The organism is Natronococcus sp., from assembly GCF_047921035.1.
Taxonomy (GTDB): Archaea; Halobacteriota; Halobacteria; order Halobacteriales; family Natrialbaceae; genus Natronococcus.
Map to the genome: position 1 here is coordinate 1 of NZ_JBLRWX010000001.1, position 23,881 is coordinate 23,881.

Genomic DNA, 23,881 nt, shown 5'->3' on the forward strand with positions numbered 1-23,881 from the left:
CTTGAATGGGTCCAGTTCGGTTCGACCGCGATCGTGGACCGATCGGGCGTCACCGAACTACCAAGGCTCACATCAGAACTCATCTTGCGGCGGACCGCAGGGGTGAACTCCTCATCTTCTTCGTACTATATCGAAGTGCCCGACCACTACATAAGGCCTTCGAACGTCACCGCCGCCGAGAGTCACTCACAAACACGTGACGGGAGCCTGAAACGCGGGATTCAGGACGTCGACCGCTCGAGCCGTTCTACTTTTAAATCCTATTTCCAACAGTCATCGGTATCGGACCGTCTCCGAGTCCGGTCGCTCAGGTCAGTGTTCCAGCCCTGTGGTGCCCGGGACGGTCGCAGCGGGTCCTCGACGGGGCGAAATCGCGTTCGTCCCCGAAGCCGTCGACGGCGACCCCGCGGGCGCTCGTGGTGGCCCGCTCGAGAGCCGACCTTCAAGGGGCAGTCGGTGGCGGCCGAACACATCGCTGCGACCCCGTCTGGACGGGCGAATCTCGCAGAATACGGCGGCGAGGGTGCCTGTGCTGGCCGCTTCGTTCGGAACGAATCCGGCGATACGCCGCGTTCGGTGACCGATAGAGGAGCAACTGCAACGGTTTGAATACCGAGCGTACGGCTTACGGGACACTCTGTTTCCCGTTTACATGCGCGGTTCTCACTCACTCCGTTCGCTCACGGGTCGTCCCTCCCCGTTCGCTTTCCGCGGTTCTCACTCACTCCGTTCGTTCCGAACCGCGCTCGCTCCGACAGGAACCGGGTGCGGGAAACCGACACAGTAATCGTTTCGTGCGAGAGACATGGTAGCATGAACCAGATCGAGCTGTTCGAGGAGATCGACGCACCCCCCGAGGTGGTCTGGAGCGTGCTGGGAGAACTCGAGGAGGGAGCGGGACGAACGGCGATCGAACGATCGATCGACGCGATCCCGGTCGTGGGAACCCGCGTCGGATCGGATCGACCGGCGGCTGACGGTCGAATCAGGTTTCTCGAGCCCGAGATCCTCATCGCCGAGGAGAACCGCCGGCTCGTCCGCCTCGATCGGGTCGGCGTGCCGTTCGCCTTCGACAGCTACCACGAGTTTCACCTCGAGCCGATCGACGGCGGGAGGCGAACCCGGCTCCTCCAGCGCGAGACGGCTCGAGGTGCGCTCGTTCCGCTCCTGTTCGACGAGCGACGGCTCGAGCGGGAGTTCGGGGAGCGAAATCGAACGATCAAGGAACGAGCCGAGTCGCGAGCGAGAGCCTGATACGGATTGCTGTAACGATTTACCGGCGCAACCGCCGCACGGGTCGCGGTTGCGCCGGTAATGACTTACAGTAAACCGTATGAATCGATTACCGGGGCAGTTCCCGCAGCTCCGCGAGCGAGTCGATCTCGTAGGTCGGCTCCGTCGGAAGGTCGTACCCGCGACGGTGGTCCCGGCGAACGAACGCCGCGTCGATCCCGAGGGCGTCGGCCGCGGCGACGTCGACGTGGCTGTCGCCGACGTAGATCGGATTCTCGACCCCGAGGTCGTCGACCGCGCGCTCGAGGTAGTACGGCTCAGGTTTCTTTCGTTCGACCCCCTCGAGCGTCGGCTCCCGTCCGTACCAGACGTCGAACGGGGCGAGCGAGCAGTGGTCGAGGATGTTCCCGATCGTCTCGTGTTGGTTGTTGCTGACGATCGCCGTCGGCTCCTCGAGGCGCTCGAGTGCCGTAACGTCCTCGTAGGGTCGTTTCCGACCCGCCCTGAGTTCCTCGAGCTGGGCCTCGATCGCCGCGCGCTCGCGGGCCGCCCAGAGCGTCTCGGGCTCGAGACCTCGATCGATAGCGACCGTTCGGAGGGAGGGAACGTCCGGACGGAGCAACGTCTCGACCTCGTCGGTCGTCGGCTCCGCGACGCCGACCTCGTCGAAGGCGGTACGGATCGCCTCGATCAGGACCTCGCGATCGGTCGGTCTCGTCAGCACGCCGTCGTTGTCGAAGAGGAACGCGTCGTAGGCCATCCGTTCGAGCGTGTAGGGGTTGTAGGGTTTTCTCGGTTGTGTTCGGTTCCTCCGATTCCCCGATCTCGTCCACGGATTGAAGTGCGAGGGAGCGACCAGCACCACCGATGGAGACCGAGGGTTCGTACGCGAGGACGATTCGGAGCCGACCGCGGAGGGGAGCCGATGGGACATAGGGCCCTCGTCGCCGACGAACGACCGGATCGGCTCTACGACCTGCGATACAGCCACTGGGGCGCCACGAAACTGGATCTCGGCGAGCGAATCGACGAGGGAACCCCGCTCGCGGACGGCGCCGTCGACGAGTCGCCGGTCGCCGAGGCGGTCGCCGGAGAGCGGATTCTCGCCGACTTTCTCGATCCCTGTCGGTACGAGGCGCTGTATCTCGTCCGCGATGACGGGGTCGACGCCTACCGCGTTCCCTGGCTCGAGTTCGACGAGCACCGCGGAGGCGACCGCGGCGCTATCGTCGAACTCGAGCCCGGCGAGGCCGACCGCGAGTTTCGACTCTGGTTCCGGGCGACGAAGACGGTGCTCGCCGACGTCGTCGAGATGGGCCAGTTTCCCCGACACGCGGCACGGACGTACCTCGAGGCGCGGGTCGTCGAGGAGTATGACGGGATTCCGTACACGTATCGCGGCACGTAGACGCGCCGAGTCGACGCCCGTACTGGCGAAAGCCGACGCCCGAGGTCAAACGGGGGTGTTATACGGTATCCTCCCCCAGGAGGAAGCGATGGCACGAGTCGACCGGCTCCGTGTGTACCCGATCAAGGGGCTCGACGGGATCGACCTCGAGCGAGCCGAGTTCGTCGCGGGCGGCACCCTCGCCCGCGACAGGGAGTTCGCGCTCGTCGACGCGAGCGGGGACGTGGTAAACGGAAAGCGAACGACCCGCGTTCACGACCTCGAGACCGAGTTCGATCCCGAAGCCGGGGAACTCGCGGTCGAGACCGACGACGGCGACCGTCGGCGGTTCGACCTCGAGAACGAGCGCGAGCAGGCGGAGGACTGGTTCGGTGACGTTTTCGACCTCGAACTCTCCCTCGAGCGCGACCGATCGCTCGGATTCGTCGACCGACGCGAGATGGGGCCGTCGGTTATCAGTACGGCCACCCTCGAGACCGTCGCGGGCTGGTTCGACGGGCTGACCGTCGAGAACGTCCGCCGTCGGATGCGAGCGAACGTCGAGATAGGTGGCGTCGAGCCGTTCTGGGAGGATCGCTTCGTCGGCTCCGGGGCGCCGTCGTTCGTCGCCGGCGACGTCCGGTTCGACGGTGTCACCCCTTGCGGGCGCTGTATCGTCCCGAAACGTGACCCCGATACCGGCGAGGAGCTTCCGGAGTTCCAGCGGCGATTCGTCGAGAAGCGCCGGGAGACGTTTCCGGAGTGGGCCGACGCGAACGCCTTCGACCACTACTACACGCTGATGCTCATCGGGAACATTCCCGAGCGATACCGGGATCGGCCCCTCGAGGTCGGCGATCCCGTCGAAATCGTCGAGGAGTGATCTCCCGGATCAGTCCTCGGCGCCGTCCGACCCGGTCTCGAGGTCGTACTCCCACTCCCGGTAGCCGCCCTCCATGCTCGCGACGGCGTCACTGTCGACGTCCTCGTAACTTCCGATCAGCCGGGCGGCCTGGATCGAACTCTGTCCGATCGGACAGGCGACGATCACGTCGTCGCCCCAGTCGTACTCGTCGATCGACGTCGCGAGCCTGGCCATCGGCACGTTGATCGCACCGGGGATGTGACCCCGCTCGTACTCGGATTCCGATCGAATGTCGACGATCTGGACGTCGTCGTCCTCGAGCTTTTCCTTGACGTCTTCGGGTGGGATCTCGGATACCATCGTTGGATGTCGGCGAGTGCCAGCCGTCTCGAGGATCGAACCCGACGATCGAATCCCTCGACGGCGCTGGCGTGCGTGCTCTCGTTTGGGGGAGCGACCCGTTAACACCTTTCGGTCGGATCCGGCGGGTCGGAATCTGCGAACGGGTTCGACGCCATCCCCAAGTAGGCGAGCGAGAAACGATCGGGTATGCCCGAACTGACGTCGCTTTCCGATCTGACCGAGACGCCCCACGCCGAGGTGTTCGACGACGGCGAACCTCGAGCGGTCCGGCTGCAACTCGAGACCGACGAACGGATCCCGGAACACCGCCACCCGGAGTCACACGTGGTCTTCCACCTCCTGTCGGGATCCCTCGAACTCTCGGTAGACGGGCAGACCCACGAACTCGAGGCGGGGGACCTCGTTCGGTTCGACGGCGACCAGGAGGTTTCCCCGCACGCGCTCGAAGAGAGCACGGCGATCGTCGTCTTCGCGCGGAAACCGGAGTCGTAGACCGGCGTTCGTTCGCGGCGACACCGTCGTTCGATCCGACGGGCGTATTCACGATCGTGTGTATCGATCGGCCATCCAGACCGTACTGAAGGCACAAACACGGGGATTTTTGTCCGTGCGGGACCCTACAGACGACCATGACTGATGGGCGGGGCGAGACTCCCCGGCGAACAGGAATGACCGAAAAGTGCGGCGTCGTCGGCGTCGCGCTCGACGGTCGCGACGCGGCCCGACCGTTGTACTACGCGCTCTACGCGCTCCAGCATCGCGGCCAGGAGTCCGCGGGGATCGTCACCCACGACGGCTTCCAGCAACACAGCCACGTCGACAGGGGGCTGGTCGGCGACGTCTTCGACGAGGGCGACCTCGAGGGACTGACCGGCTCGGCGGGGATCGGTCACGTCCGCTATCCGACGGCGGGCTCGCTCGATACCTCCTGTGCACAGCCGTTCTCGGTCTCGTTCAAGAGCGGCTCGCTCGGTCTCTCGCACAACGGCAACCTCGTCAATGCCGACGAGATCCGCGACGAACTCGCCGCCCTCGGCCACGCCTTCACCAGCGACGGCGACACCGAGGTCATCGCCCACGATCTCGCGCGCAACCTGCTCGAGGAGGATCTGATCCGCGCGGTCAAGCGCACGATGGGGCGGATCCACGGCTCCTACGCGCTGACGATCAGCCACGACGAGACGGTCCTCGGCGTTCGGGATCCCCAGGGGAACCGCCCGTTGTGTATCGGGAAGCTCGAGGACGGCTACATCCTCGCCTCCGAGTCGGCCGCGATCGACACCTTAGACGGGGAGCTGGTCCGGGACGTCAGGCCGGGCGAGCTGGTCGTCCTCGATGCGGACGGCGGCGGGTTCGACTCCTATCAGCTCGTCGACGAGGACAACACTGCTCACTGCTTTTTCGAACACGTTTACTTCGCCCGACCGGACAGCGTCATCGACGACACGCTCGTCTACGAGGCCCGCCGCGAACTCGGCCGGAAGCTCTGGACGGAAAGCGGCGTCGAGACCGACGTCGTGATGCCGGTGCCCGACTCGGGACGCGCGTTCGCCTCGGGGTACGCCGAGGCCGCGGGCGAGACGACTCCCGACGGCGAGGCCCGCCCGGAGGACGACGACGGCGTCGAGTTCGCGGAGGGATTGATGAAAAACCGCTACGTCGGCCGTACGTTCATCATGCCGACCCAGGACGAACGCGAGCGCGCGGTTCGGCTGAAACTCAACCCGATCAAGTCCACGATCGAGGGCAAGACCGTCACCGTCATCGACGACTCGATCGTCCGCGGAACGACCTCGACCCAGCTCGTCCAGCTGCTCAAAGACTGCGGCGCCGAGGAGGTCCACGTCCGCATCGGCGCGCCGCCGATCGTCGCCCCCTGCTACATGGGGATCGACATGGCCACCCGCGAGGAACTGATCGCCGCCGACAAGGACACCGACGAGATCCGCGAGGCCATCGACGCCGACAGCCTCGCCTACCTCTCGACCGACTCGGTCGCCGACGTGCTCGAGGCCGAGCGCGACGACCTCTGTCTGGGCTGTGTCACCGGCGAGTACCCCTACGACATCGAGGATGAAGAGAGCGATCGCGACGTCGTCAGGCCCGAACTCGAGGGGCGGACGATGCACGCCGACGACTGACGCCGGTCAGGACCGGCCGTCCGGCCCAATAATTTCGGCTTTGGGAAATCTGTAACTTGTAGCAATACTTATTCCAGCAACCGTGGAGGTTGGGCATGCTGTATGGTGTCACGAGGCAACCTGTTCGGAACTGAGGGATCGCTATGACTCGCCGTCGGACGTTTCTCGCGCTCCTCGGCGCGGCGACGGCGGCGAGCACGACGAGCGCAGGAACGGCGGACGAGACCGGCGAAGAAGGGGAGACGGCCCCGGCGGAATCGATCGAAGAACTCGAGCCCGCCGAGGCGCTGCTCGCGTACGTCGTCGCGAACTACGGCGACCGACTCGACGACGAGGACCGCGAGGTGATCCGCGAGGGGATCGAGGGCTCGCTCGCCTCCGCCGACGCGTTCGGAGACGTCGGACTCGAGAACGCGGACGAGCCGGCCTACGGGTTCAGCGCGTACCGGGGTGACTGGTCGTGATTCCCGACGAAGTGCTCGTCGAACCGATCGGCGAACTCGGCGGACGGCTTCGCGACGGCGAGTTCACCGTCCGAGAACTGACGGAGGCCTACCTCGATCGGCTCGAGCGGGTCGGCCCCGAACTCACCGCCGTCGTGACGGTCACCGACGAGCGGGCGCTGGAAGCGGCCGACCGACTCGACGAGGAACTCGAGGCCGGCGAGGACCGCGGTCCCCTACACGGTATCCCCTACGGCGTGAAGGATCTCGTCGCCACCGAGGACGCGCCGACGACCTGGGGCGCGGAGCCGTACCGGGATCAGGCGTTCGACGAGGACGCTACCGTGGTCCGGCGACTCGAGGAAGCCGGCGGCGTGCTGGTCGGGAAACTCGCGATGGTCGAACTCGCCGGCGGCTTCGGCTACGACAGCGCGGACGCCACCTTCTCCGGCCCGGGACGGAACCCGTGGGACGTCGAGGCCTGGGCCGGCGGCTCCTCGAGCGGCTCCGCGTCGGCGGTCGCGGCCGGCCTCGTCGGCTTCGCGATCGGCACGGAGACGTGGGGCTCGCTCAACACGCCGGCGGCCTTTTCGGGGATCAACGCGGTTCGTCCGACCTACGACCTGGTGAGTCGCGACGGTGTCATGGCGCTGTCGTGGACGATGGACAAGGTCGGCCCGATGTGTCGATCCGTCGGCGGCTGTCGGCGCGTTCTCGAGGCGATCGCGGAGCCCCGTTCCGGGGATCGGCCCGGTCGTGGGCCGCCGAAGGGGAAGGGCGGAGGCGCGTCTCGGGGCGACCGCCGAAAAGGCGAGTTCGCGATCGCCGTTCCCGAGGGCGCGGGCGAGGGCGAACAGGAGGGAGTCCGCGAGAACTTCAAGCGAACGCTCGAGACGCTCGCCGAGTTCGCGACGGTCGACCGCGTCTCGCTGCCCGACCTGCCCTACGCCGCGATGGCGGGGACGATCATCGACGCCGAGGCCGCGGCGGCGTTCGAGACGCTCGTCGAGAGCGGAGATGTCCACGAACTCGACGACGAAATCCACCAGCTCGGCAGCTACCGGGCGAGCACCGTGCTCGCGAAGGACTACGTCAACGCCAACCGCGTCCGGACGAAGGCACAGCGCCAGCTCGACGAGCTCCTCGCCGAGTACGACGCGCTCGTCTCCCCGGCCCGGGAGTCCGTGGCGAATCCGATCGAGGAGTCGCTCGCGGAGTTCTTCGGCCAGTTCGAGACGCCGCCCGTCAACGCCGCCGCGAACGTGACCGGGCTGCCGGGTGTGACGATTCCGAACGGCTTCGGCGAACGCGGCCTCCCGACGGCCGTCGAGTTCGTCGGCCGCGCGTGGGTGGAACCGACGTTACTCGCTGTGGCCTGTGAGTACGAACGGCGGACCGACCACGTCGACTACGCGGCGCTGGTCGACGGGCTCGAGGGACAGTGAGCCGGGAAGCGACGCACGACGACGCGAATTCAGCGGCTACCCGCCCACGATCGAGCCGCCGTTGACGTGCAGCGTCTGTCCGCTCACGTACGAGGAGTCCGCACAGGCCAGGTAGACGTACGCCGGCCCGAGTTCGCTGGGCTGGCCCGGCCGCCCCATCGGGACGTCCTGGCCGAACTCCTCGACGGCCTCGGGGTCGTAGTCGCCGATCGTCGCGGGGATCAGCGGCGTCCAGATCGGGCCGGGGGCGACCTGGTTGACGCGGATCCCCTCGGGGGCGAGCTGCTGGGACAGCGAGCGGGTGAAGGCGACGATCGCACCCTTCGTCGTGGAGTAGTCGACCAGCAGATCGTTACCCGCGAACGCGTTCACCGAGGTCGTGTTGACGATCGTATCGCCGTCCTCGAGGTGGGGCAGCGCCTCCCGGGTCAGGTAGAAGTAGCCGTGGATGTTCGTCTCGAACGTCTCCTCCCACTGCTCGTCGGTGATGTCGGTGAGGTCGGTCTTGACGATCTGGGCGGCCGCGTTGTTCACGAGGACGTTGAGATCGCCGAACTCGTCGACGACCTCCTCGACCGCCGCCTGGCAGAACGCGCTGTCGCGGACGTCGCCCGAGATGGTCAGGCTCTCCTGACCCTCGTCCTCGATCATCTCCGCGGGACCCTCACCGGCCTCCGCTCCGGCGCGCGTAGAGGATCCCCGCGAGGAGGGCGACCGCGAACAGGCCGAACAGCGGTCGAATCGGATCGACATAGGTCGCGAGCCAGGAACTCCCGAACAGTGCGACGAGGACGGCGTTACAGTGGGGGCAGGCGACGGCGAAGAAGCCGCCCGCGGCGCCGCCGTACGCGCAGGCGTCGCCGGAGCAGTCGTCGATCGCCGTCCGCTGTGCGGCGTAGGCGCCCGCGAGAGCGGTCGTCAGCAGCAGAAACCCGTAGTCGAGTGGCGTCCGGGGAACCATCCGGTCGAAGATCGGCGTCGGAACGAGCCCGGTGACGACGCCGGTCAAGACGAAGAACGCGCCGCCGACGAGAATCCCGTTTCGAACGGCCGTCCGATTCGGTTGCACGACCGATCGTTCGAACGGCGGAACGAAAAGTCGTCGGTTCGAGTCAGTACCCGACGTGCAGGAGCCCGTAGACGACGATCCCCAGCGAGAAGGAGATCAGCCACAGCGTCGCCGCGACGCGACCGACTCGAGCATGGTTCGTCCGCGCCAGCTCCCCGGGAGAGTACGCCCCCGCCAGCAGGAGCGCGTGGTAGACGAGCGGGATGCAGACCACGGCGAGCAGGATGTGGATCGCCAGGATCGGCAGGTAGACGAACTGGTAGACCGCGTCCGGGCCCGGAAACGGCTGCGGGCCGCCCGTCGCGACCAGCCGGAAGAGGTAGAGGGTGAGAAACGCCGCGAACAGGCCGAACGAGGCGAGCATCGCGATCCGGTGGCGATCGATCCGTCCGCGCCTGATCGCCCGCCAGCCGACCGCGATCGTCGCGATGGCCGTCGCGCTGATCGCGACGTTGACGTGCGGAATGATCTCGAGGAACCACTCGGGCGCGCCGGGAACCGTCGATTGCGGGATCCGACCGCCTGCAGCCGCGAAGACAACCGCCAGCGAGACGAGGCTCAGAACGGCCGTGAGCGAGCGGACCCGCTCTCGAGGAACGTACTCCATGTCAGGGGGTTCGACTGGGCAAAGAAAGCGGTTGTTGTCTCGCGGCGTGGCTCGAGTACCGAGCGCCGTCGCTCTCGAGCGTAGCGTTCGTCAGAAGTTATGCGTGGGTGATGTCCGCGAAGGGAGATCACCTGCATCGACTCGCTCGGCGGCGCGGCCGCCTCGCGTATCGCGGTCCCAAGGGACCGCGCGTGCGATGCGTGGGACCGGATTTGAACCGGCGGACCCCTACGGGACAGCGCCCTCAACGCTGCGCCGTTGGCCTAGCTTGGCTACCCACGCTCGCGTTCTCTTTCTGCACTCAATCGTATCCAGCGTGATTATAAAAGCCCTTTCCTTTGGGTCGGCCCCTGCGGAGAGGTCACACGGAATCGCGGGACGGCGTGGGTGCCGGCGCGGACGCGGGAGGCGGATCGACGCGCCCGGGTTTCCCGGTCGCTCGCCGGCCAGGAAATCGCTCGAGGACGGCGACGGCTGTAAAAGTTAAAACGTGGCAAAGCCCAATGTTTCGTATGGCTAAGTACTCGACCGGTTCGTCCGGTGGCGGCGGCGGGACGAACTGCGAACTCTGTGGGGCCGAGAGCAACTCGCTTCGGCGCGCGCAGGTCGCCGGTGCCGAACTTGAGGTCTGTCCGGATTGTGCGCCACACGACGACGCACAGAAACGCAGCGGGGGACGCGGGGGTCGCGGCGGCTCCAGTTCACAGGGAGGCGGGCAGGACGACGGGCCCAGCCGGAAACAGAAAGCGGCCCAGAACGTCGCGAAGGCCAACCCCGTCTGGGACGGCGACTCCGAACACTGGGAGAAGGAGGGGACGAACTACGACGACGATCCGTTGCCCTACCTCGTCTCCGACTACGGCTCGGTGCTCGTCGAGGCGCGCCGCGATGCCGGCTACCAGCGCGAGGAGCTCGCCGAGGAGCTCGGCGTCCCCGAGAAGGACCTGCTGGCGATCGAACAGGGGCGGGCGACCCAGGCCGGCGTCGGCGGCGGCCTGATCGACGCCCTCGAGGAGACCCTCGACGTCTCGCTGGCGGAGTAGCGCCGGGAGAACGTCGGCTTCTCGCTCGTTTTCCGGTCGGACTACTGCGGATCGAGCGCACGCTCGTCAGTAGCGTTCGGGACGTCGCTCCCCTCGAGCGCCGTCGCCGTCGCGAGCCGGATCGCGTGGGGCCACCCCAGCGGCGTCGCGCTGTCGGGCGTTCCGTCGTCGAAGAACTGTTCGGGAAGGTACTCGCCCTCGACTCGCAGCGGTCCGCCGGGAGCGACGAGTTCCAGCAGCGCCCGGGCCCGAGCGTCGAACTCCGGGGCCGCGTCGTGACCCGACTCGGCGAGCAGTTCGTGGAGCTCCGCCGACGCGTGGGCGCCCCACGCGGTCGTCACGGTCCAGACCTTCGGCTCCGCCTGGTCGGCGACCCGCCAGGGATCGCCCTCGAACCGGGCGAGGCCCTCGATCGGGCCCTCGGGGTCGCGGTAGAGCCCGTCGGTCGTCGTCTCGAGGTGGGTGACGAGGCGCTCGAGTCGCTCGTCGTCGACCGTTCCGATCGCGGCGTACTCGCGGTGGGCGGCGGCCAGCGCGAGCGTGCTTCCGTCGAGCCGATCGTCGAGGTCGCCGTCCTCGAGCCGGAGCGCGTAACAGCCCCGGTCGGGCACCCACAGCGCGTCGAGCCCCTCGTAGACCGTTCGCGCGCTCTCGCGTGCGCGCGCCGTGACGTCGTCCGGCAATGGGGCCCGGGCGATCGACGCGTACGCCTCGAGATAGGTCGCGGCGGTGTGGGTGAATCGTCCGGTCATGTTCTCCCAGGCGTTCTGGACCCGGCCGGGGAGGCCGTCGGCCTCGAGGGTGTCGTCCAGTCCCTCGAGCGCGGCGACGACGCCCTCGCGGACGCGCTCGTCGTCGTCGATCACCCGGAGGTACGTCGCGAGGTAGGCCGCGACGCTTGCGGTCTGGTCGGCCTGGTAGTCGACCGAGTCGGCCCCCTCGAGTCGGCCGTGGGCCCAGCCGGGGGCGAGGCTCCCGTCGTCGGGCCAGACCCGGTGGGGCCAGGTGCCGTCCTCAAGCTGGGTCTCGACGTAGAAGCGGGCGCTGGCGGCGTGCCACTCGTCGAGTCCGAGCCCCGTTCGTCGATCGGCCTCGAGCAGGAAGCCGGCGATCTCGGCGTCGTCGCGAAACCAGGTGTAGCCGTACCCGCCCGAGTGCCGGTAGAACGGGTCGAACTCGGGACCGGCGATTCGCGCGCCCGACGGCGCCCGAAGCAGGGAGAGCGCACGGAGATCCGCAAAGCCGCCGTCGAGACCGGGCGTCGTCTCGGGGAGTCGGTCGCCGGCCTGCCGTCGGCCCGCCTCGAGCAGCGCCTCGGGATCGCCGTGTGCGTCGACGTCCGTCCGAACGCGCTCGAGGGCGTCCGCGCGGTCGTCCGTCGAGAGCAGGGTCCCGATCGTCGCGGTCGACTCCGACCCCGAGAGCTCGACGTCGGCCATCACGATGGGGCTCAGACGATCCTCCTCGTACCGATCGTCGCTTCCGGGTCGCGGAAACGGAACGGGGTCGTCGTCGAGAACCTCCTCGAACCGGATCGAGGGATGGCCGATGACCGAGAGATCGGTCGAGGCCGCGAGGAAGTCCCGCTCGTCGCGGTGGTGGACCTCGACGGCGTCGCCGTGGCGGAGCTGCCCGATCCGGCCCGTCTGGTTGTCGGGAGCGAACCCGACGCAGGCCCGGATCGTCGCCTCGACGTCGTCCGGCCCCTCGAGGGAGAACCCCGTAAGGTGGAGCCGACCGAGCGTCAGGTCGTACTGCCGGCAGGTTTGCTCGCCGACCTCGTGGACGGTCTCGACGACCGCGGTGTCGCCGACGTACCGCTGGGTGCCGTCGTCGAACCAGGAGACGTCGCCGTCGATCTCGAGGCCGAAGCGGGAGCGTTCGATCCCCGCGAGTCCGGACAGCGGGTAGGAGTAGTCTCTCAGCGAGCCGTTCGGGGCGACGTGGACGAGCCGATCGTCGAGCCCGGAGAACAGCCCCGCGGTCGAGCGGTGCTCGCCGGAGAACCGGCGGGGATCGCCGCGAGAGCGCTTGACGTCGTCGAGGGCGTCGTACAGTTCCATCGTGTCCGTCGTTCGCGCTCCGCCGGTTAAAATTTGTTGAAAAATGTATTCTTACTTTGTAGAGAGGGGTGAGAGCGGAGCCGTCCGACTGCCGGATCGATCGGGAATCTTTTACAGCGACCGATCGACCGTTGGGGTGAGAAATACATGGACGACGACGATCTCGCCGGGTTGCTCGAGCGGTTCGGCCTCTCGGCGAAGGAGATCGACACCTACCTCGCGATCCTCGAGCACGGGGAGTCGAAGGCGAGTACGATCGCCGACGCCGCCGACGTCTCCAAGCGGTACGTCTACAGCATCAGCGAGGAACTCGAGGAGCGGGGGTTCGTCGAGGTCGACGATCACGCGGTACCGACGCTGATCAGGCCGGTGGCGCCCGAGACGGTCGTCGATCGGCTCACGCGCAGCGTCGAGGAGATCGAACCCGAGATCAGATCCCGCTACACCGAAACCGAGCGAGCGGGCGAGCAGTTCGAGGTGATCAAGTCCCGGCAGACGGTTCTCAAGCGGATCCGAAGCCTGCTCGCCGACGCCGAGAACGAGGTGACGCTGTCGCTACCCGCCGAGGTGTTACCTCACGTCCGCGGGACCCTCGAGGAGACCGTCGACCGCGACGTGCTCGTCCTGCTGTTGCTCGGGGGCGCCGAGAGCGACCGGCAAGACATCGCCTCGCTGGCCGGCACCGCGAGTACGGTTCGGACCTGGAACGCGCTGGTGCCGACGATGCTGACGGTCGACCGACGACACGGGCTGCTCGCGCCCAGCGAGTTGCTGACCGACTCGACGAGCGAAACCCGGGCGATCTCGCTCACCCAGGAACAGCTCGCACCCGTGCTCGCGGGTTCGTTCCTGGCGAACTACTGGCCGACCGCCGAGGAGCGCTACGTCACTACGCCCGGCGAGCTCCCCCGGACCTACGAGGGGTTTCGAAACGCGGTGTTCCAGATCGCGCTCCACCGGGCGGCCGACACCCGGCTCGAGGCGACCGTTACCGGCTCCCCCATCGGTGACCGGGAGCTGCCCACGACACTAACCGGAGAAGTCGTCGACGTGCGTCAGAGCCTCGTTCGCCCCGCCACCTCGACGCTGCCGATCGAGAACGCCGTTCGCCTCGAGGTCGACGGGGAACGGTACGCGATCGGCGGCTCGGGCGCCTTCCTCGAGGAGTTCGAGGCCGACTCGGTGACGATCCGCCGGCTCGAGGCGGAGTAGCCGGCTCGACAACTTTCTTGACCGGGGACCGCGAACCGGGTCGTGATGAACGCTCTTTCGCGACCGAGTGAACGTTCGACGAGCGCAGAGCAGACGACTGCCCGAGCGAGCGTCGACGGAGGGCGGCGATGAGTTCGCCGACGACCGTCAAGGAACGAATCGTCGAGAGCGGCGCGCTGGCCGTCCTTCGCGGGGTCGACGAGGACGACGTCGTTCCGGTCGCCCGCGCGATGTCGGAGGCCGGCGTGGGCGCGCTCGAGGTAACCGCGGACGGGACGCGAACGTACGAGAAGCTCGCGGCGATCGACCGCGAACTCGCCGACACGGACACCGTCGTCGGCGCGGGCACCGTTCTCGACGCCGCCAGCGCCCAGTCGGTGATCGACGCGGGCGCGGAGTTCGTCGTCTCGCCCCACGTCGACCCCGAGGTCGTGAAAGTCTGCAATCGCCACGGCGTACTCTCGGCGCCCGGCGTCATGACGCCGACCGAGGCCGTCACCGCGATCGACGCGGGCGCGGACGTACTGAAGATGTTCCCCGCCTCGACCGTCGGTCCCGGACACATCGGCGCCCTGCAGGGTCCGCTGGGCGACGTCGACGTGATCCCGACCGGCGGGATCGGGACCGACAACCTCGCCGACTACCTCGAGGCCGGCGCGGTCGCCGTCGGCGCCGGGAGCGCGATCGTCGACTACGACGCCATCGCCGACGGCGACATGGAGCAGGTCCGCGAGACGGCCGCCGCGTTCGTCGAGGCGGTCGAGGACGCACGCAGCGAGTAGCGAGTCCGGTGGACGGTTTTGGCGCGAACTCGAGACGAGAGTAGCGACGGCACTCGAGGCGGAGCAGCGGGGGCTCTCGAGCGCGTCGACGACGTCCTCCCGTCCGCGAATCGGTACCGTCGCTCCCCCGACCGCCGTTCAAATATTTACTACAGATAGCGTAATCTTTTATTCGCCGGGCCCGTACGTCGACCCATGAAGGCGATCGCAGTCGAACCGGGTGCCGGCGAACCGACCGTCGTCGAGCGCCCGCTCCCCGAACCGAGCGACGGCGAGGCGCTCGTCCGAACGCTCCGCGTCGGCGTCGACGGCACCGACCACGAGGTCATCGCGGGACACCACGGCGAGGTGCCCCCCGGCGAGGATCGGCTCGTGCTGGGTCACGAGGCCGTCGGCGTCGTCGAGGATCCGAACGGCACCGACCTCGAGGAGGGCGAGTACGTCGTTCCGACGGTGCGTCGACCGCCCAACGGCACCAACGAGTACTTCGAGCGCGGCGAGCCCGACATGGCTCGCGAGGGAGAGTACCTCGAGCGGGGCATCGTCGGCGCCCACGGCTTCATGGCGGAGTACTTCACGAGCCCCGCCGAGACGCTGGTTCCGATCCCCGAACGGCTCGCCCACCTCGGATTCCTGGTCGAGCCGATCAGCGTCTCCGAGAAGGCGGTCGAACACGCCGTCGCCTCCCGCTCGGCGTTCGAGTGGGAGCCCGAGACCGCGCTCGTCCTGGGGAACGGTTCGCTCGGGCTCCTGACGCTCGCGATGTGCGAGACGACGCTGGGCTTCGATCGGACGTACTGCCTCGGCCGGCGGGACCGGCCCGACCCGACGATCGACATCGTCGAGAAGCTCGGTGCGACCTACGTCGACTCGCGGGAGACGCCGGTTCCCGAGATCCCCGACGCCTACGAGTCGGTCGACTTCGTCTACGAGGCGACCGGCTACGCGAAACACGCCTTCGAGACGATCGAGGCGCTGGCGCCCAACGGCGTCGGCGCCCTACTGGGCGTCCCCGAGTCCTGGTCGTTCGAGATCGACGGCGGACGGCTCCACCGGGAGTTCGTCCTGCAGAACAAGGCGCTCGTGGGATCGGTCAACTCCCACCGCGGCCACTTCGAGGCCGCCACCGACACGCTCGAGGGGCTGCCCGACTGGCTGTTCGACGACCTCGTCACGGGCGTCTACGGGCTCGACGAGTACGAGCGGGCGTTCGAGACCGGCGACGACGTCGTGAAGACGGCCGTCGAGTTCTCGTCCCTCGAGTAAGGCCTCGGGGACGGTTCACGTAGTTCGGACGCCGCGTGCGATTCGCCGGCTATCGGCGCGTAGTGCCGACAGTCGTACTCGTATGCCTGAGAGTGTGTCCCGAAATAGAAACAATTACCCGATCACGAGTGAGTACTGCCCTCTATGGGAGTCGACTACTCGAAGCTACACGATCCGAACGCGGAGTACACGATGCGGGAGCTCTCCGCGGAGACGATGGGCGTCACCGGCGAGCGCGGTAACGGCCGCGACGTCGAGATCACGGACGTCCAGACGACGATGATCGACGGCAACTTCCCGTGGACGCTCGTCCGGATCTACACCGACGCCGGCATCGTCGGCACCGGCGAGGCCTACTGGGGTGCCGGCGCACCGGAGCTCATCGAGCGGATGAAGCCGTTCCTGCGGGGCGAGAACCCGCTCGACATCGACCGGCTCACCGAACATCTGGTGCAGAAAATGTCCGGCGAGGGCTCGCTCGGCGGCGTCACCGTCACCGCGATCTCGGGCATCGAGGTCGCCCTGCACGATCTGGCGGGCAAGATCCTCGAGGTGCCGGCCTACCAGCTGCTGGGCGGGAAGTACCGCGACGAGGTCCGGGTCTACTGCGACTGTCACACCGAGGAGGAGGCCGACCCCGTCGCCTGCGCCGACGAGGCCGAACGCGTCGTCGAGGAGCTGGGGTACGACGCCCTGAAGTTCGACCTCGACGTTCCGTCGGGCCACGAGAAGGACCGCGCCAACCGCCACCTGCGCGGCGTCGAGGTCGAGCACAAGGCCAGCATCGTCGAGGCGATCACCGAGCGCGTCGGCCACCGCGCCGACGTCGCCTTCGACTGCCACTGGACGTTCTCGGGCGGCAGCGGCAAGCGCCTGGCCCAGCGTCTCGAGGAGTACGACGTCTGGTGGCTCGAGGATCCCGTCCCGCCGGAGAACCACGACGTCCAACGGGAGGTCACCCAGTCGACGTCGACCCCGATCACGGTCGGCGAGAACGTCTACCGCAAGCACGGCCAGCGCAGCCTCATTGAGAACCAGGCCGTCGACATCATCGCGCCCGACATGCCCAAGGTCGGCGGGATGCGCGAGACCCGGAAGATCGCCGACCTCGCGGACATGTACTACATCCCGGTCGCGATGCACAACGTCTCCTCGCCGGTCGCGACGATGGGCAGCGCCCACGTCGGCGCCGCCATCTCGAACTCGCTGGCCGTCGAGTACCACTCCTACGAACTCGACTGGTGGGAGGATCTCGTCCAGGAGGACGTCATCGAAGACGGCTACATCGACATCCCCGAGGAGCCCGGTCTCGGCGTAACCCTCGACATGGACGTCGTCGAGGAGCACATGGTCGAGGGCGAGGAACTCTTCGACGAAGCGTAACAGCGGATCGGCGTACGGTTTCGTTGTTCGGAGTAGAGCGCGAACCTCGTGCTCAGTATAGACGACTCACTCACCGCTCGCTTCGCTCGCGGTTCGATCGTCGTCCCGCAGAGAGACGCGCTGTCGCGCGTCTCGAACGACCGTTCGACCAGTAGAAACTGCGAGCGAAGCGAGCAGTTTGCACTCACCATGTACCGAATCGGCCGATCCGGATTCACGGACAAGATCGGGCAAAGCGGTCTCTCGAGCGAATCCCGTAACGATCGCTGCAATTCCTGATTCGACCTACGATCCCGACCGAAACAGCGTTTCGATCCCGTCGGGGTCGAAGTCCTCCGGCGAGACCTCCCCCTCAGCCTCGAGCGCCCGCGTCAGGTACGAGGCGCTGTTGAGCAGCCCGAGGTGGCTGAACGCCTGCGGGAAGTTCCCCAGCAGCCGGCCGCTGTCGGGGTCGATCTTCTCGGAGTAGAGCCCGAGCGGACTGGCGTACTCGACGAGCGACTCGAAGTACTCCTCGGCGAGCTCGAGGCGGTTCGAGAGGACCAGGGCGTCGATCAGCCAGAACGAACAGAGGACGAACGCCTCCGTCTCGTCCTCGCGGACGTCGCTGCCGACGAACCGAACGACGAGCCCCTCGTCGGTCGTCAGCTCCTCGAGGACGGTGTCGATCGTGTTCTGAACCCGTTCGTCCTCGGGCGGGAGGAACTCGTAGATCGGCAGCAACAGGGCGGTGGCGTCGATCGCCTCGTCGGTCTCGAAGTGCTGGACGAAGCTACCGGCTTCCTCGCTGTACCCGCGCTGTTCGATCGCCTCGCGGAGCGCCTCGCGCTCCTCGCGCCAGCGCTCGAGGGGCGCCTCGAACCCGTTTTCCTCGGCGATCGAGATCCCGCGGTCAAGCGCGACCCAGCACAGCAGCTTCGAGTGCAGGAAGTGGCGGTGTTCCTCGCGGAACTCCCAGATGCCGGGGTCGCGCTCGGACCAGTGGGTGCAGACGTAATCGATCAGATCGCAGATCGCATCCCACTGCTCGCCCGTCAGCGAGATCTCGTCGTCGTACTGGATCGTCTCGTAGACCGCCTGGACGATCGTCCCGTAGGCGTCGAGCTGGCGCTGGGGAGCCGCGCCGTTGCCGATTCTGACGGGACCGGTGTCCCGATACCCCGAGAGGTGCTCGAGGATCTCCTCCTCGAGGTCGGTCTCGCCGTGGAGCCCGTACAGCGGCTGGATCTCCGCGGGGTCGTTCTGCATCACGTCGACGAACCAGTCGAAGTACTCGCGGGCCTCCTGGCGGTGGCCGGTGTCGTGGAGGGCCTGGACGGTGAACTTCGCGTCCCGGATCCAGTTGTATCGGTAGTCCCAGGTCCGATCCGAGCCGATCTTCTCGGGAATCGAGGTCGTCGCCGCGGCGGGGATCGCCCCCGTCTCGTGGTGGATCAGGAGTTTGAGGACGAGCTCCGAACGAATGACCATCTCGTACCACCGCTCGGGCATCGAGTCGGGCGTCTCCTCGCGGGCGCTGAGCCACGACCGCCAGTAGCGTTTGGTCTCGTCGAGGACCGTCTCCGGATCGTTCGACGCGAGCGGTTCGGCGCCGCCGTACTGGACCCCGAGCCAGCACGTCTCGCCCTCCTCGAGCGAGACCGTCCCGGTCGCGGTCGGCTCCGACTCGGCTAGCTCGAGTTCGGGTTCGAGCCGCTCGCCGACGACGAGGTGGAGCTGCTCGTCGTCGCTTCGAGCCGCCACACCGTCGTCGGTTCGCTCGAGGACCGGGTCGACGCGGGCGTAGTCGAACCGGGGCTCGAACTCGACGGCGAACTCGACCTTGCCGCGGTCGCACTCGAGTCGGCGGTAGATCGCCTGCTGGAAGGCCTCGTCCTCCGTGTCGTCGTCCTCGATCGGCATGAAGTCGGTAACGGTCGCCTGGCCGTCGGCCGTCTCGAAGACGGTCTCGAGGACGTTCGTCCGATCGGCGTACCGGTGGTGGGACTCGTAGTTCGCCTCCGGGTGGACGGCGAACTGACCGCCCCGGTCGAGATCGAGGATTCGAGCGAAGACGCTCGCGTCCTCGAGGTGCGGGAAACAACACCAGTCGATCGAACCGCGGCGGCTGACGAGCGCGCAGCGGTCGTCGTTGCCGATGACGCCGTAGTCGCGAAGTGGGAGGTGGTCCATGATGAGTCAGAGGTTCTCGTGATCGTGATCCGTTCCGCAAGCGGGAATGTGGCGGAATACGAGCGGTAGACGGCAAAAGCGTACGCCGGCAGGCGCCGGGTACTCGCGACCGCGGGTGAGCGTTTTATTTTCCTGCTCGAGGTGGCACACCCCGTGAGTTCACCAATCACGCGCAGGCGGCTGCTCGGCGCCGCCGTCGGCTCTCTCGCCGTCGGCACCGGCAACGTCGCGGGCGACGACCGCGACCGTCGGCGCTCCGAACGCCTCGAGCGCGCGGTACGGACGCAGGTCGACGAACGGTACACCGAGGTCTACGACGGGACGATCGACGCCGTCGTGCTCGTCAACGTGTTCGGCGACGAGATCCCCGCGGGACTGGGCTCCGGGTTCGTCGTCGACGACGACTACGTCGTGACGAACGACCACGTCGCGGGCGAGGCGAGCGAGGTCGAGGTCCAGTTTCGCGACGAGCAGTGGCGCTCGGCCTCGGTCGTCGGCTCGGACGTCCACAGCGATCTGGCCGTCCTCGAGGTCGGCGACGTCCCCGAGGCCGCCTCGGCGCTGTCGTTTGCGGAGGCGGAGCCGACCGTCGGCCAGGAGGTGCTCGCCCTGGGCAACCCGCTGGGGCTCGACGCCTCGATCTCGCAGGGACTGGTCAGCGGAATCGACCGCTCGCTGCCGAGCCCGACCGGCTTCTCGATCCCCGCGGCGATCCAGACCGACGCTCCGGTCAACCCCGGTAACAGCGGCGGTCCCCTGGTCGACCTCGAGGGCGACGCCCTGGGCGTCGTCTTCGCCGGCGCGGGCCAGACGATCGGCTTCGCGATCTCGGCGGCGCTCGCGAATCGAGTCGTCCCCGCCCTGGCGGAAGAGGGGGAGTACGAACACGCCTACCTGGGCGTCAGCGTCGTTCCCGTCGGCCCGCTGCTGGCCGAGGCGAACGACCTCGAGGAGTCCCGCGGCGTCCTCGTCGCGGGCATCTCCTCGGACGCACCCGCGGAGGGCATCCTCGAGCCGGCCGACGGGGTCGAGTCCGTCGACGGCGATCCCATTCCGGTCGGCGGCGACGTGATCATCGAGATCGACGGCGAGGAGATCCCCAACCAGGAGCGGCTGTCCTCCGTGCTCGCGCTCGAAACCTCGCCCGGCGACACCGTCGAGATCGAGGTCGTCCGCGCGGGCGAGCCGGAGACGGTCGAATTGACCCTCGAGCCCCGGCCGGACGTCGACCTCCCCTGATCGGCGCGGGACGGCCCGGACAGGCGCACGCAGGTGTGCCGATTAGGGACGAAACCGTCCTCGAGTGAGGTATGACGGAACTCGGTCACAAACTCATCTGCGAGGAGCACGGCCCGAACGACCTCGCCGACTACGCCCGGCTCGCCGACCGGTCGGCGTTCGACTTCGCGATGATCTCCGATCACTTCCACCCCTGGACGTCGACGCAGGGCGAGAGCCCGCTGGTCTGGAACGTGATCGGGGCGATCTCGCAGGCGACCGACGACCTCACTCTGGGAACGAGCATCACCTGTCCCATTTTGCGATACCATCCCGCGATCATCGCCCAGGCGGCCGCGACCGCAGGAGTACAGCTCCCCGGTCGGTTCTTCCTCGGCGTCGGCACCGGCGAGAACCTGAGCGAGCACGTGCTGGGCGATCGGTGGCCCGAACACCGGGTTCGCCTCGAGATGCTCGAGGAGGCGGTCGACCTCATCCGAACCCTGTGGGAGGGCGAGACGACGAGCTACCGGGGCGAGTACTACACCGTCGAGAACGCCAAAATCTACACGCTGCCCGAGGAACTGCCGCCGATCCCGATCGCCGCGGACGGGCCGAAGACGGCGCGCAAAGCGGGGGAGATCGGCGACGGCCTCGTCGCGGTCGCGCCCGATCCGGAGCTGATCGAGGCGTTCGAAGAGGGCGGCGGCGAGGACAAACCGCGGTACGCCGAGATCGACGTCTGCTACGCCGAGGACGAACAGGAGGCGATCGAGACGGCCCACGAGATCTGGCCACAGGCGGCGCTACCGGGCGAACTGCTCTGGGAGCTGCGGACGCCCGCGCACTTCGAGCAGGCGACCGAGGCGGTCTCGAAGGAGGACGTCGCGGAGGTCGTCGTCTGCGGCTCGGATCCCGAGGCGCACATCGAGGGGATCCGGGAGTACGTCGATGGCGGCTTTGACCACGTCGCGGTCCACAATATCGGCTCGAACCAGGCCGAGTTCGTCGAGTTCTACGAGGAGGAGGTGCTGCCGGCGGTGCAGTAGCCGACGGACGACTCGAGCGTCCGCGCGAGCACTCGAGCGTCAGGAGTCGGTTTCGCCTTCCGCTTCCTCGAGGTCGTCGGGCTGCTCGTCGGATCGGGGGGCGTTCTGGGTGCCCAGATCGTCGTCGCCGTCGTCGACCTCGTCGGGGTCGCGGTCGACGCGCTCGAGTTCCTCCTCGACCTCTGCCTCTCGTTCAGCCTCGTACTCGTCGGCGCGGTCGGTGTCGTCTTCGGCCATAACGACTTTCGCTTCGGGTCCGAACGGTTTGGTCCTCGGGCCGTCGACTGCAACGTCGATCGCGACCCGATCTCTCGTTTCGTTTCAACAACAGGACAGCTGACACGAAAGACAGATAAAAGAGCCCGCACTGTGAACGGATAGATATGGACGTTCCGTACGACCTCACCTCGTACGTTCGGGTGTTGAAGATGGCGACGACACCCACTACCGAGGAGTTCCTCCAAGTATCGAAGATCGCCGGGGCCGGAATCCTGCTCGTCGGATTCCTCGGCTTCATCATCGGCGGAATCATGCTGCTGTTGACCGGCGACGCCGGTGGTGCCTTCTAATGGGCATCTACGCGGTCAAGACGACGGCCAGTCAGGAGCGCACCGTCGCCGACATGATCATCAACCGCGAGGAGCCCGAGATCCACGCCGCGCTCGCGCCGGACTCGCTGACCTCCTACGTGATGGTCGAGGCCGACGACGACGCCGTGATCACCCGCGTGCTTGAGGACATCCCGCACGCGCGAAGCATGGTCCCCGGGAGGTCCGACATCTCGGAGGTCGAACACTTCCTCTCGCCGAAGCCGGACGTCGAGGGGATCGCCGAGGGCGACATCGTCGAGCTCATCGCCGGCCCGTTCAAGGGCGAGAAGGCCCAGGTCCAGCGCATCGACGAGGGCAAGGATCAGGTGACGGTCGAACTGTACGAGGCGACGGTTCCGATCCCGGTGACAGTTCGCGGAGACCAGATCCGGGTGCTGGACTCCGACGAGCGATAGCGAGCCGGTTCGCTCGAAAACAATCCTTCTGTTGTGGCTCGTCGCGGCCAGCCTCGAGCATTGCCCGGTCTTCGGAACTCGTCACCGCGCCGTCAGGCGGCGATCGAATCAGAATTCATAACTCGACCCCCGCGAAAGGCCTCGCATACTCGTGAGCGACGGAGAGGAAGTTCGGGTCGACTGCCACGTGAAGGTGCTCAACGACGACGTCGTCGAGCGCGCGACGCGTGCCGGCCTCGACGCAATCGTCTACGCACCGCACTTTACCCGCCTGCCGGAGATCCGCGAGCGCGCGGCGGCCTACTCGAGCGACGACCTGCTCGTCGTCCCGGCCAGAGAGGTCTTTACGGGCTCCTGGCGGGACCGCAAACACGTCCTCGCGATCGGTCTCGAGGAGCCCGTTCCGGACTTCATCCCCCTCGAGGTGGCGATGGCCGAGTTCGACCGCCAGGGGGCGGCGGTGCTGGCTCCCCATCCCGAGTTCGCGACCGTGAGCCTCGGCGAGCCCGAACTGCGAACGTACGCGAAGACGATCGACGCGGTCGAGATCTTCAACCCGAAACACCTCCCGTCGCACAACCGCCGCGCCCGAGAGCTGTGTGACATGCTCTCCTATCCGCCGTTTGCGTCCTCCTACGCCCACCTGCCGAGTTCGGTCGGCGTCGCCTACACCGCCTTCGAGACGTCGATCGACACCGAGGCGGACCTGGTCGAGGCCCTCGAGAACCGCGTCGCCCGGCGGGTCGTCCACGACAACGGTCCCAGACGGGTCCGAACGACGGCGGGCGAACTCGCCCACCTCTGTTACGAGAACACCTGGAAGAAGGCCGACCGACTCTTCCTCTCGGGAATCGAGCCGACCCACCCCGGCCACATCGCCTACGACGGCCGGTTCGACGACGTCGCGCTCTACTGATCCGACTCTTCCTCGAGGGCGTCCGCGATGCGCTCGAGCTGCAGCCCCACGTAACAAAGCGCCTGGGTCTGCATGATCGCCGGATCGGTCGTCCACTCGTCGGTGATGTAGGCGGCCTGCTTTCCGGCTCGGTCGAGCTGTGTGGTATCGTTTGGCATCAGTGTCGGCTACGTCGTCGATCCCGGAAGGGTTTCGGATCGAGGCACTCCGCGAGAAGC

At 67.3% G+C, this 23,881-nt stretch carries 26 protein-coding genes and 1 tRNA gene; 17 read left to right on the plus strand and 10 right to left on the minus strand.

The features are described from left to right. Positions 1–813 precede the first annotated feature (813 nt). Entirely contained in the window at positions 814–1,254 is a 441-nt protein-coding gene (locus ACNA7R_RS00005) for a polyketide cyclase/dehydrase (RefSeq protein ID WP_416281469.1), read from the plus strand. A gap of 88 nt (positions 1,255–1,342) precedes the next feature. Here ACNA7R_RS00005 and ACNA7R_RS00010 read toward each other — a convergent pair whose 3' ends face one another. Next, the gene (locus tag ACNA7R_RS00010) at positions 1,343–1,993 is read right to left on the minus strand and encodes an HAD family hydrolase (RefSeq protein WP_416281470.1); all 651 of its coding nucleotides are present in this window, start codon (positions 1,991–1,993) and stop codon (positions 1,343–1,345) included. Positions 1,994–2,158: 165 nt separating this feature from the next. On the opposite strand from ACNA7R_RS00010, the gene ACNA7R_RS00015 reads away from it, so the two are divergent. Further along, positions 2,159–2,641 carry a DUF6735 family protein gene (locus ACNA7R_RS00015; protein ID WP_416281471.1) on the plus strand — a complete coding sequence of 161 codons (483 nt, stop codon included), beginning with the start codon at positions 2,159–2,161 and terminating at the stop codon, positions 2,639–2,641. An 88-nt stretch (positions 2,642–2,729) separates the two neighbouring features. After that, a complete protein-coding gene (locus tag ACNA7R_RS00020) occupies positions 2,730–3,503 on the plus strand; it encodes an MOSC domain-containing protein (RefSeq protein ID WP_416281472.1) in 774 nt (257 codons plus the stop codon). A gap of 9 nt (positions 3,504–3,512) precedes the next feature. Here the strand turns inward: ACNA7R_RS00020 and ACNA7R_RS00025 are convergent, their stop codons facing one another. Continuing rightward, the gene (locus ACNA7R_RS00025; protein WP_416281473.1) at positions 3,513–3,845 is read right to left on the minus strand and encodes a rhodanese-like domain-containing protein; all 333 of its coding nucleotides are present in this window, start codon (positions 3,843–3,845) and stop codon (positions 3,513–3,515) included. A 189-nt stretch (positions 3,846–4,034) separates the two neighbouring features. On the opposite strand from ACNA7R_RS00025, the gene ACNA7R_RS00030 reads away from it, so the two are divergent. The 4 genes from ACNA7R_RS00030 (at position 4,035) to ACNA7R_RS00045 (ending at position 7,877) form a co-directional block, all read left to right on the plus strand. Further along, positions 4,035–4,340 carry a cupin domain-containing protein gene (locus tag ACNA7R_RS00030; RefSeq protein WP_416281474.1) on the plus strand — a complete coding sequence of 102 codons (306 nt, stop codon included), beginning with the start codon at positions 4,035–4,037 and terminating at the stop codon, positions 4,338–4,340. 176 nt (positions 4,341–4,516) lie between these two features. Further along, positions 4,517–5,989 (plus strand): amidophosphoribosyltransferase, encoded by a 1,473-nt coding sequence (purF, locus tag ACNA7R_RS00035; protein ID WP_416281593.1) that lies wholly within the window; start codon positions 4,517–4,519, stop codon positions 5,987–5,989. Between the two features lie 143 nt (positions 5,990–6,132). Continuing rightward, entirely contained in the window at positions 6,133–6,453 is a 321-nt protein-coding gene (locus ACNA7R_RS00040) for a hypothetical protein (protein WP_416281475.1), read from the plus strand. Then, positions 6,450–7,877 carry an amidase gene (locus tag ACNA7R_RS00045; RefSeq protein ID WP_416281476.1) on the plus strand — a complete coding sequence of 476 codons (1,428 nt, stop codon included), beginning with the start codon at positions 6,450–6,452 and terminating at the stop codon, positions 7,875–7,877. The genes ACNA7R_RS00040 and ACNA7R_RS00045 overlap by 4 nt, the downstream gene beginning before the upstream one ends. A gap of 36 nt (positions 7,878–7,913) precedes the next feature. On the opposite strand, the gene ACNA7R_RS00050 is transcribed toward ACNA7R_RS00045, so the two are convergent. The 4 genes from ACNA7R_RS00050 to ACNA7R_RS00065 form a co-directional block, all read right to left on the minus strand. Next, a complete protein-coding gene (locus ACNA7R_RS00050) occupies positions 7,914–8,528 on the minus strand; it encodes an SDR family oxidoreductase (protein ID WP_416281477.1) in 615 nt (204 codons plus the stop codon). A gap of 13 nt (positions 8,529–8,541) precedes the next feature. Further along, positions 8,542–8,946 (minus strand): hypothetical protein, encoded by a 405-nt coding sequence (locus ACNA7R_RS00055; RefSeq protein ID WP_416281478.1) that lies wholly within the window; start codon positions 8,944–8,946, stop codon positions 8,542–8,544. A gap of 43 nt (positions 8,947–8,989) precedes the next feature. Then, positions 8,990–9,553, minus strand: coding sequence for a DUF420 domain-containing protein (locus ACNA7R_RS00060; RefSeq protein WP_416281479.1), 564 nt, complete (start codon positions 9,551–9,553; stop codon positions 8,990–8,992). A gap of 197 nt (positions 9,554–9,750) precedes the next feature. Next, positions 9,751–9,835, minus strand: a tRNA-Leu gene (locus ACNA7R_RS00065). 230 nt (positions 9,836–10,065) lie between these two features. Here ACNA7R_RS00065 and ACNA7R_RS00070 point away from each other — a divergent pair. Beyond that, positions 10,066–10,596 carry a helix-turn-helix domain-containing protein gene (locus ACNA7R_RS00070; RefSeq protein ID WP_416281480.1) on the plus strand — a complete coding sequence of 177 codons (531 nt, stop codon included), beginning with the start codon at positions 10,066–10,068 and terminating at the stop codon, positions 10,594–10,596. A 41-nt stretch (positions 10,597–10,637) separates the two neighbouring features. On the opposite strand, the gene ACNA7R_RS00075 is transcribed toward ACNA7R_RS00070, so the two are convergent. Then, on the minus strand, positions 10,638–12,659 hold the full coding sequence (locus ACNA7R_RS00075; protein ID WP_416281481.1) for a glucan 1,4-alpha-glucosidase: 2,022 nt from the start codon (positions 12,657–12,659) through the stop codon (positions 10,638–10,640). Between the two features lie 147 nt (positions 12,660–12,806). On the opposite strand from ACNA7R_RS00075, the gene ACNA7R_RS00080 reads away from it, so the two are divergent. From ACNA7R_RS00080 to ACNA7R_RS00095, 4 genes are all read left to right on the plus strand, one after another. Beyond that, positions 12,807–13,871 carry a TrmB family transcriptional regulator gene (locus ACNA7R_RS00080; RefSeq protein ID WP_416281482.1) on the plus strand — a complete coding sequence of 355 codons (1,065 nt, stop codon included), beginning with the start codon at positions 12,807–12,809 and terminating at the stop codon, positions 13,869–13,871. Positions 13,872–13,999: 128 nt separating this feature from the next. Next, positions 14,000–14,653 carry a bifunctional 4-hydroxy-2-oxoglutarate aldolase/2-dehydro-3-deoxy-phosphogluconate aldolase gene (locus tag ACNA7R_RS00085; protein WP_416281483.1) on the plus strand — a complete coding sequence of 218 codons (654 nt, stop codon included), beginning with the start codon at positions 14,000–14,002 and terminating at the stop codon, positions 14,651–14,653. A gap of 195 nt (positions 14,654–14,848) precedes the next feature. Next, entirely contained in the window at positions 14,849–15,919 is a 1,071-nt protein-coding gene (locus ACNA7R_RS00090) for a glucose 1-dehydrogenase (RefSeq protein ID WP_416281484.1), read from the plus strand. A gap of 144 nt (positions 15,920–16,063) precedes the next feature. Next, positions 16,064–17,302 (plus strand): mandelate racemase/muconate lactonizing enzyme family protein, encoded by a 1,239-nt coding sequence (locus ACNA7R_RS00095; protein WP_416281485.1) that lies wholly within the window; start codon positions 16,064–16,066, stop codon positions 17,300–17,302. Between the two features lie 285 nt (positions 17,303–17,587). Here ACNA7R_RS00095 and ACNA7R_RS00100 read toward each other — a convergent pair whose 3' ends face one another. Then, positions 17,588–19,474 carry a glycoside hydrolase family 15 protein gene (locus tag ACNA7R_RS00100; protein WP_416281486.1) on the minus strand — a complete coding sequence of 629 codons (1,887 nt, stop codon included), beginning with the start codon at positions 19,472–19,474 and terminating at the stop codon, positions 17,588–17,590. A gap of 153 nt (positions 19,475–19,627) precedes the next feature. Here ACNA7R_RS00100 and ACNA7R_RS00105 point away from each other — a divergent pair, with 153 nt between their 5' ends. Then, positions 19,628–20,713 (plus strand): S1C family serine protease, encoded by a 1,086-nt coding sequence (locus ACNA7R_RS00105; protein WP_416281487.1) that lies wholly within the window; start codon positions 19,628–19,630, stop codon positions 20,711–20,713. Between the two features lie 71 nt (positions 20,714–20,784). Continuing rightward, positions 20,785–21,741, plus strand: a complete 957-nt coding sequence (locus ACNA7R_RS00110) for a TIGR03557 family F420-dependent LLM class oxidoreductase (protein ID WP_416281488.1) — start codon at positions 20,785–20,787, stop codon at positions 21,739–21,741. Positions 21,742–21,780: 39 nt separating this feature from the next. On the opposite strand, the gene ACNA7R_RS00115 is transcribed toward ACNA7R_RS00110, so the two are convergent. Beyond that, positions 21,781–21,978, minus strand: a complete 198-nt coding sequence (locus ACNA7R_RS00115) for a hypothetical protein (RefSeq protein ID WP_005560086.1) — start codon at positions 21,976–21,978, stop codon at positions 21,781–21,783. Between the two features lie 146 nt (positions 21,979–22,124). Between ACNA7R_RS00115 and ACNA7R_RS00120 the strand changes: the two genes are divergently transcribed. The 3 genes from ACNA7R_RS00120 to ACNA7R_RS00130 all read left to right on the plus strand — a co-directional run bounded on the left by ACNA7R_RS00120 (position 22,125) and on the right by ACNA7R_RS00130 (position 23,663). Continuing rightward, entirely contained in the window at positions 22,125–22,310 is a 186-nt protein-coding gene (locus ACNA7R_RS00120; protein WP_278302067.1) for a protein translocase SEC61 complex subunit gamma, read from the plus strand. After that, on the plus strand, positions 22,310–22,747 hold the full coding sequence (locus ACNA7R_RS00125) for a transcription elongation factor Spt5 (RefSeq protein WP_005560082.1): 438 nt from the start codon (positions 22,310–22,312) through the stop codon (positions 22,745–22,747). Before ACNA7R_RS00120 ends, ACNA7R_RS00125 begins: the two co-directional genes overlap by 1 nt. A 151-nt stretch (positions 22,748–22,898) precedes the next feature. Further along, entirely contained in the window at positions 22,899–23,663 is a 765-nt protein-coding gene (locus tag ACNA7R_RS00130) for a PHP-associated domain-containing protein (RefSeq protein ID WP_416281489.1), read from the plus strand. Here the strand turns inward: ACNA7R_RS00130 and ACNA7R_RS00135 are convergent. Continuing rightward, positions 23,657–23,821 (minus strand): hypothetical protein, encoded by a 165-nt coding sequence (locus ACNA7R_RS00135; RefSeq protein ID WP_416281490.1) that lies wholly within the window; start codon positions 23,819–23,821, stop codon positions 23,657–23,659. The genes ACNA7R_RS00130 and ACNA7R_RS00135 overlap by 7 nt on opposite strands. Positions 23,822–23,881: the final 60 nt, after the last annotated feature.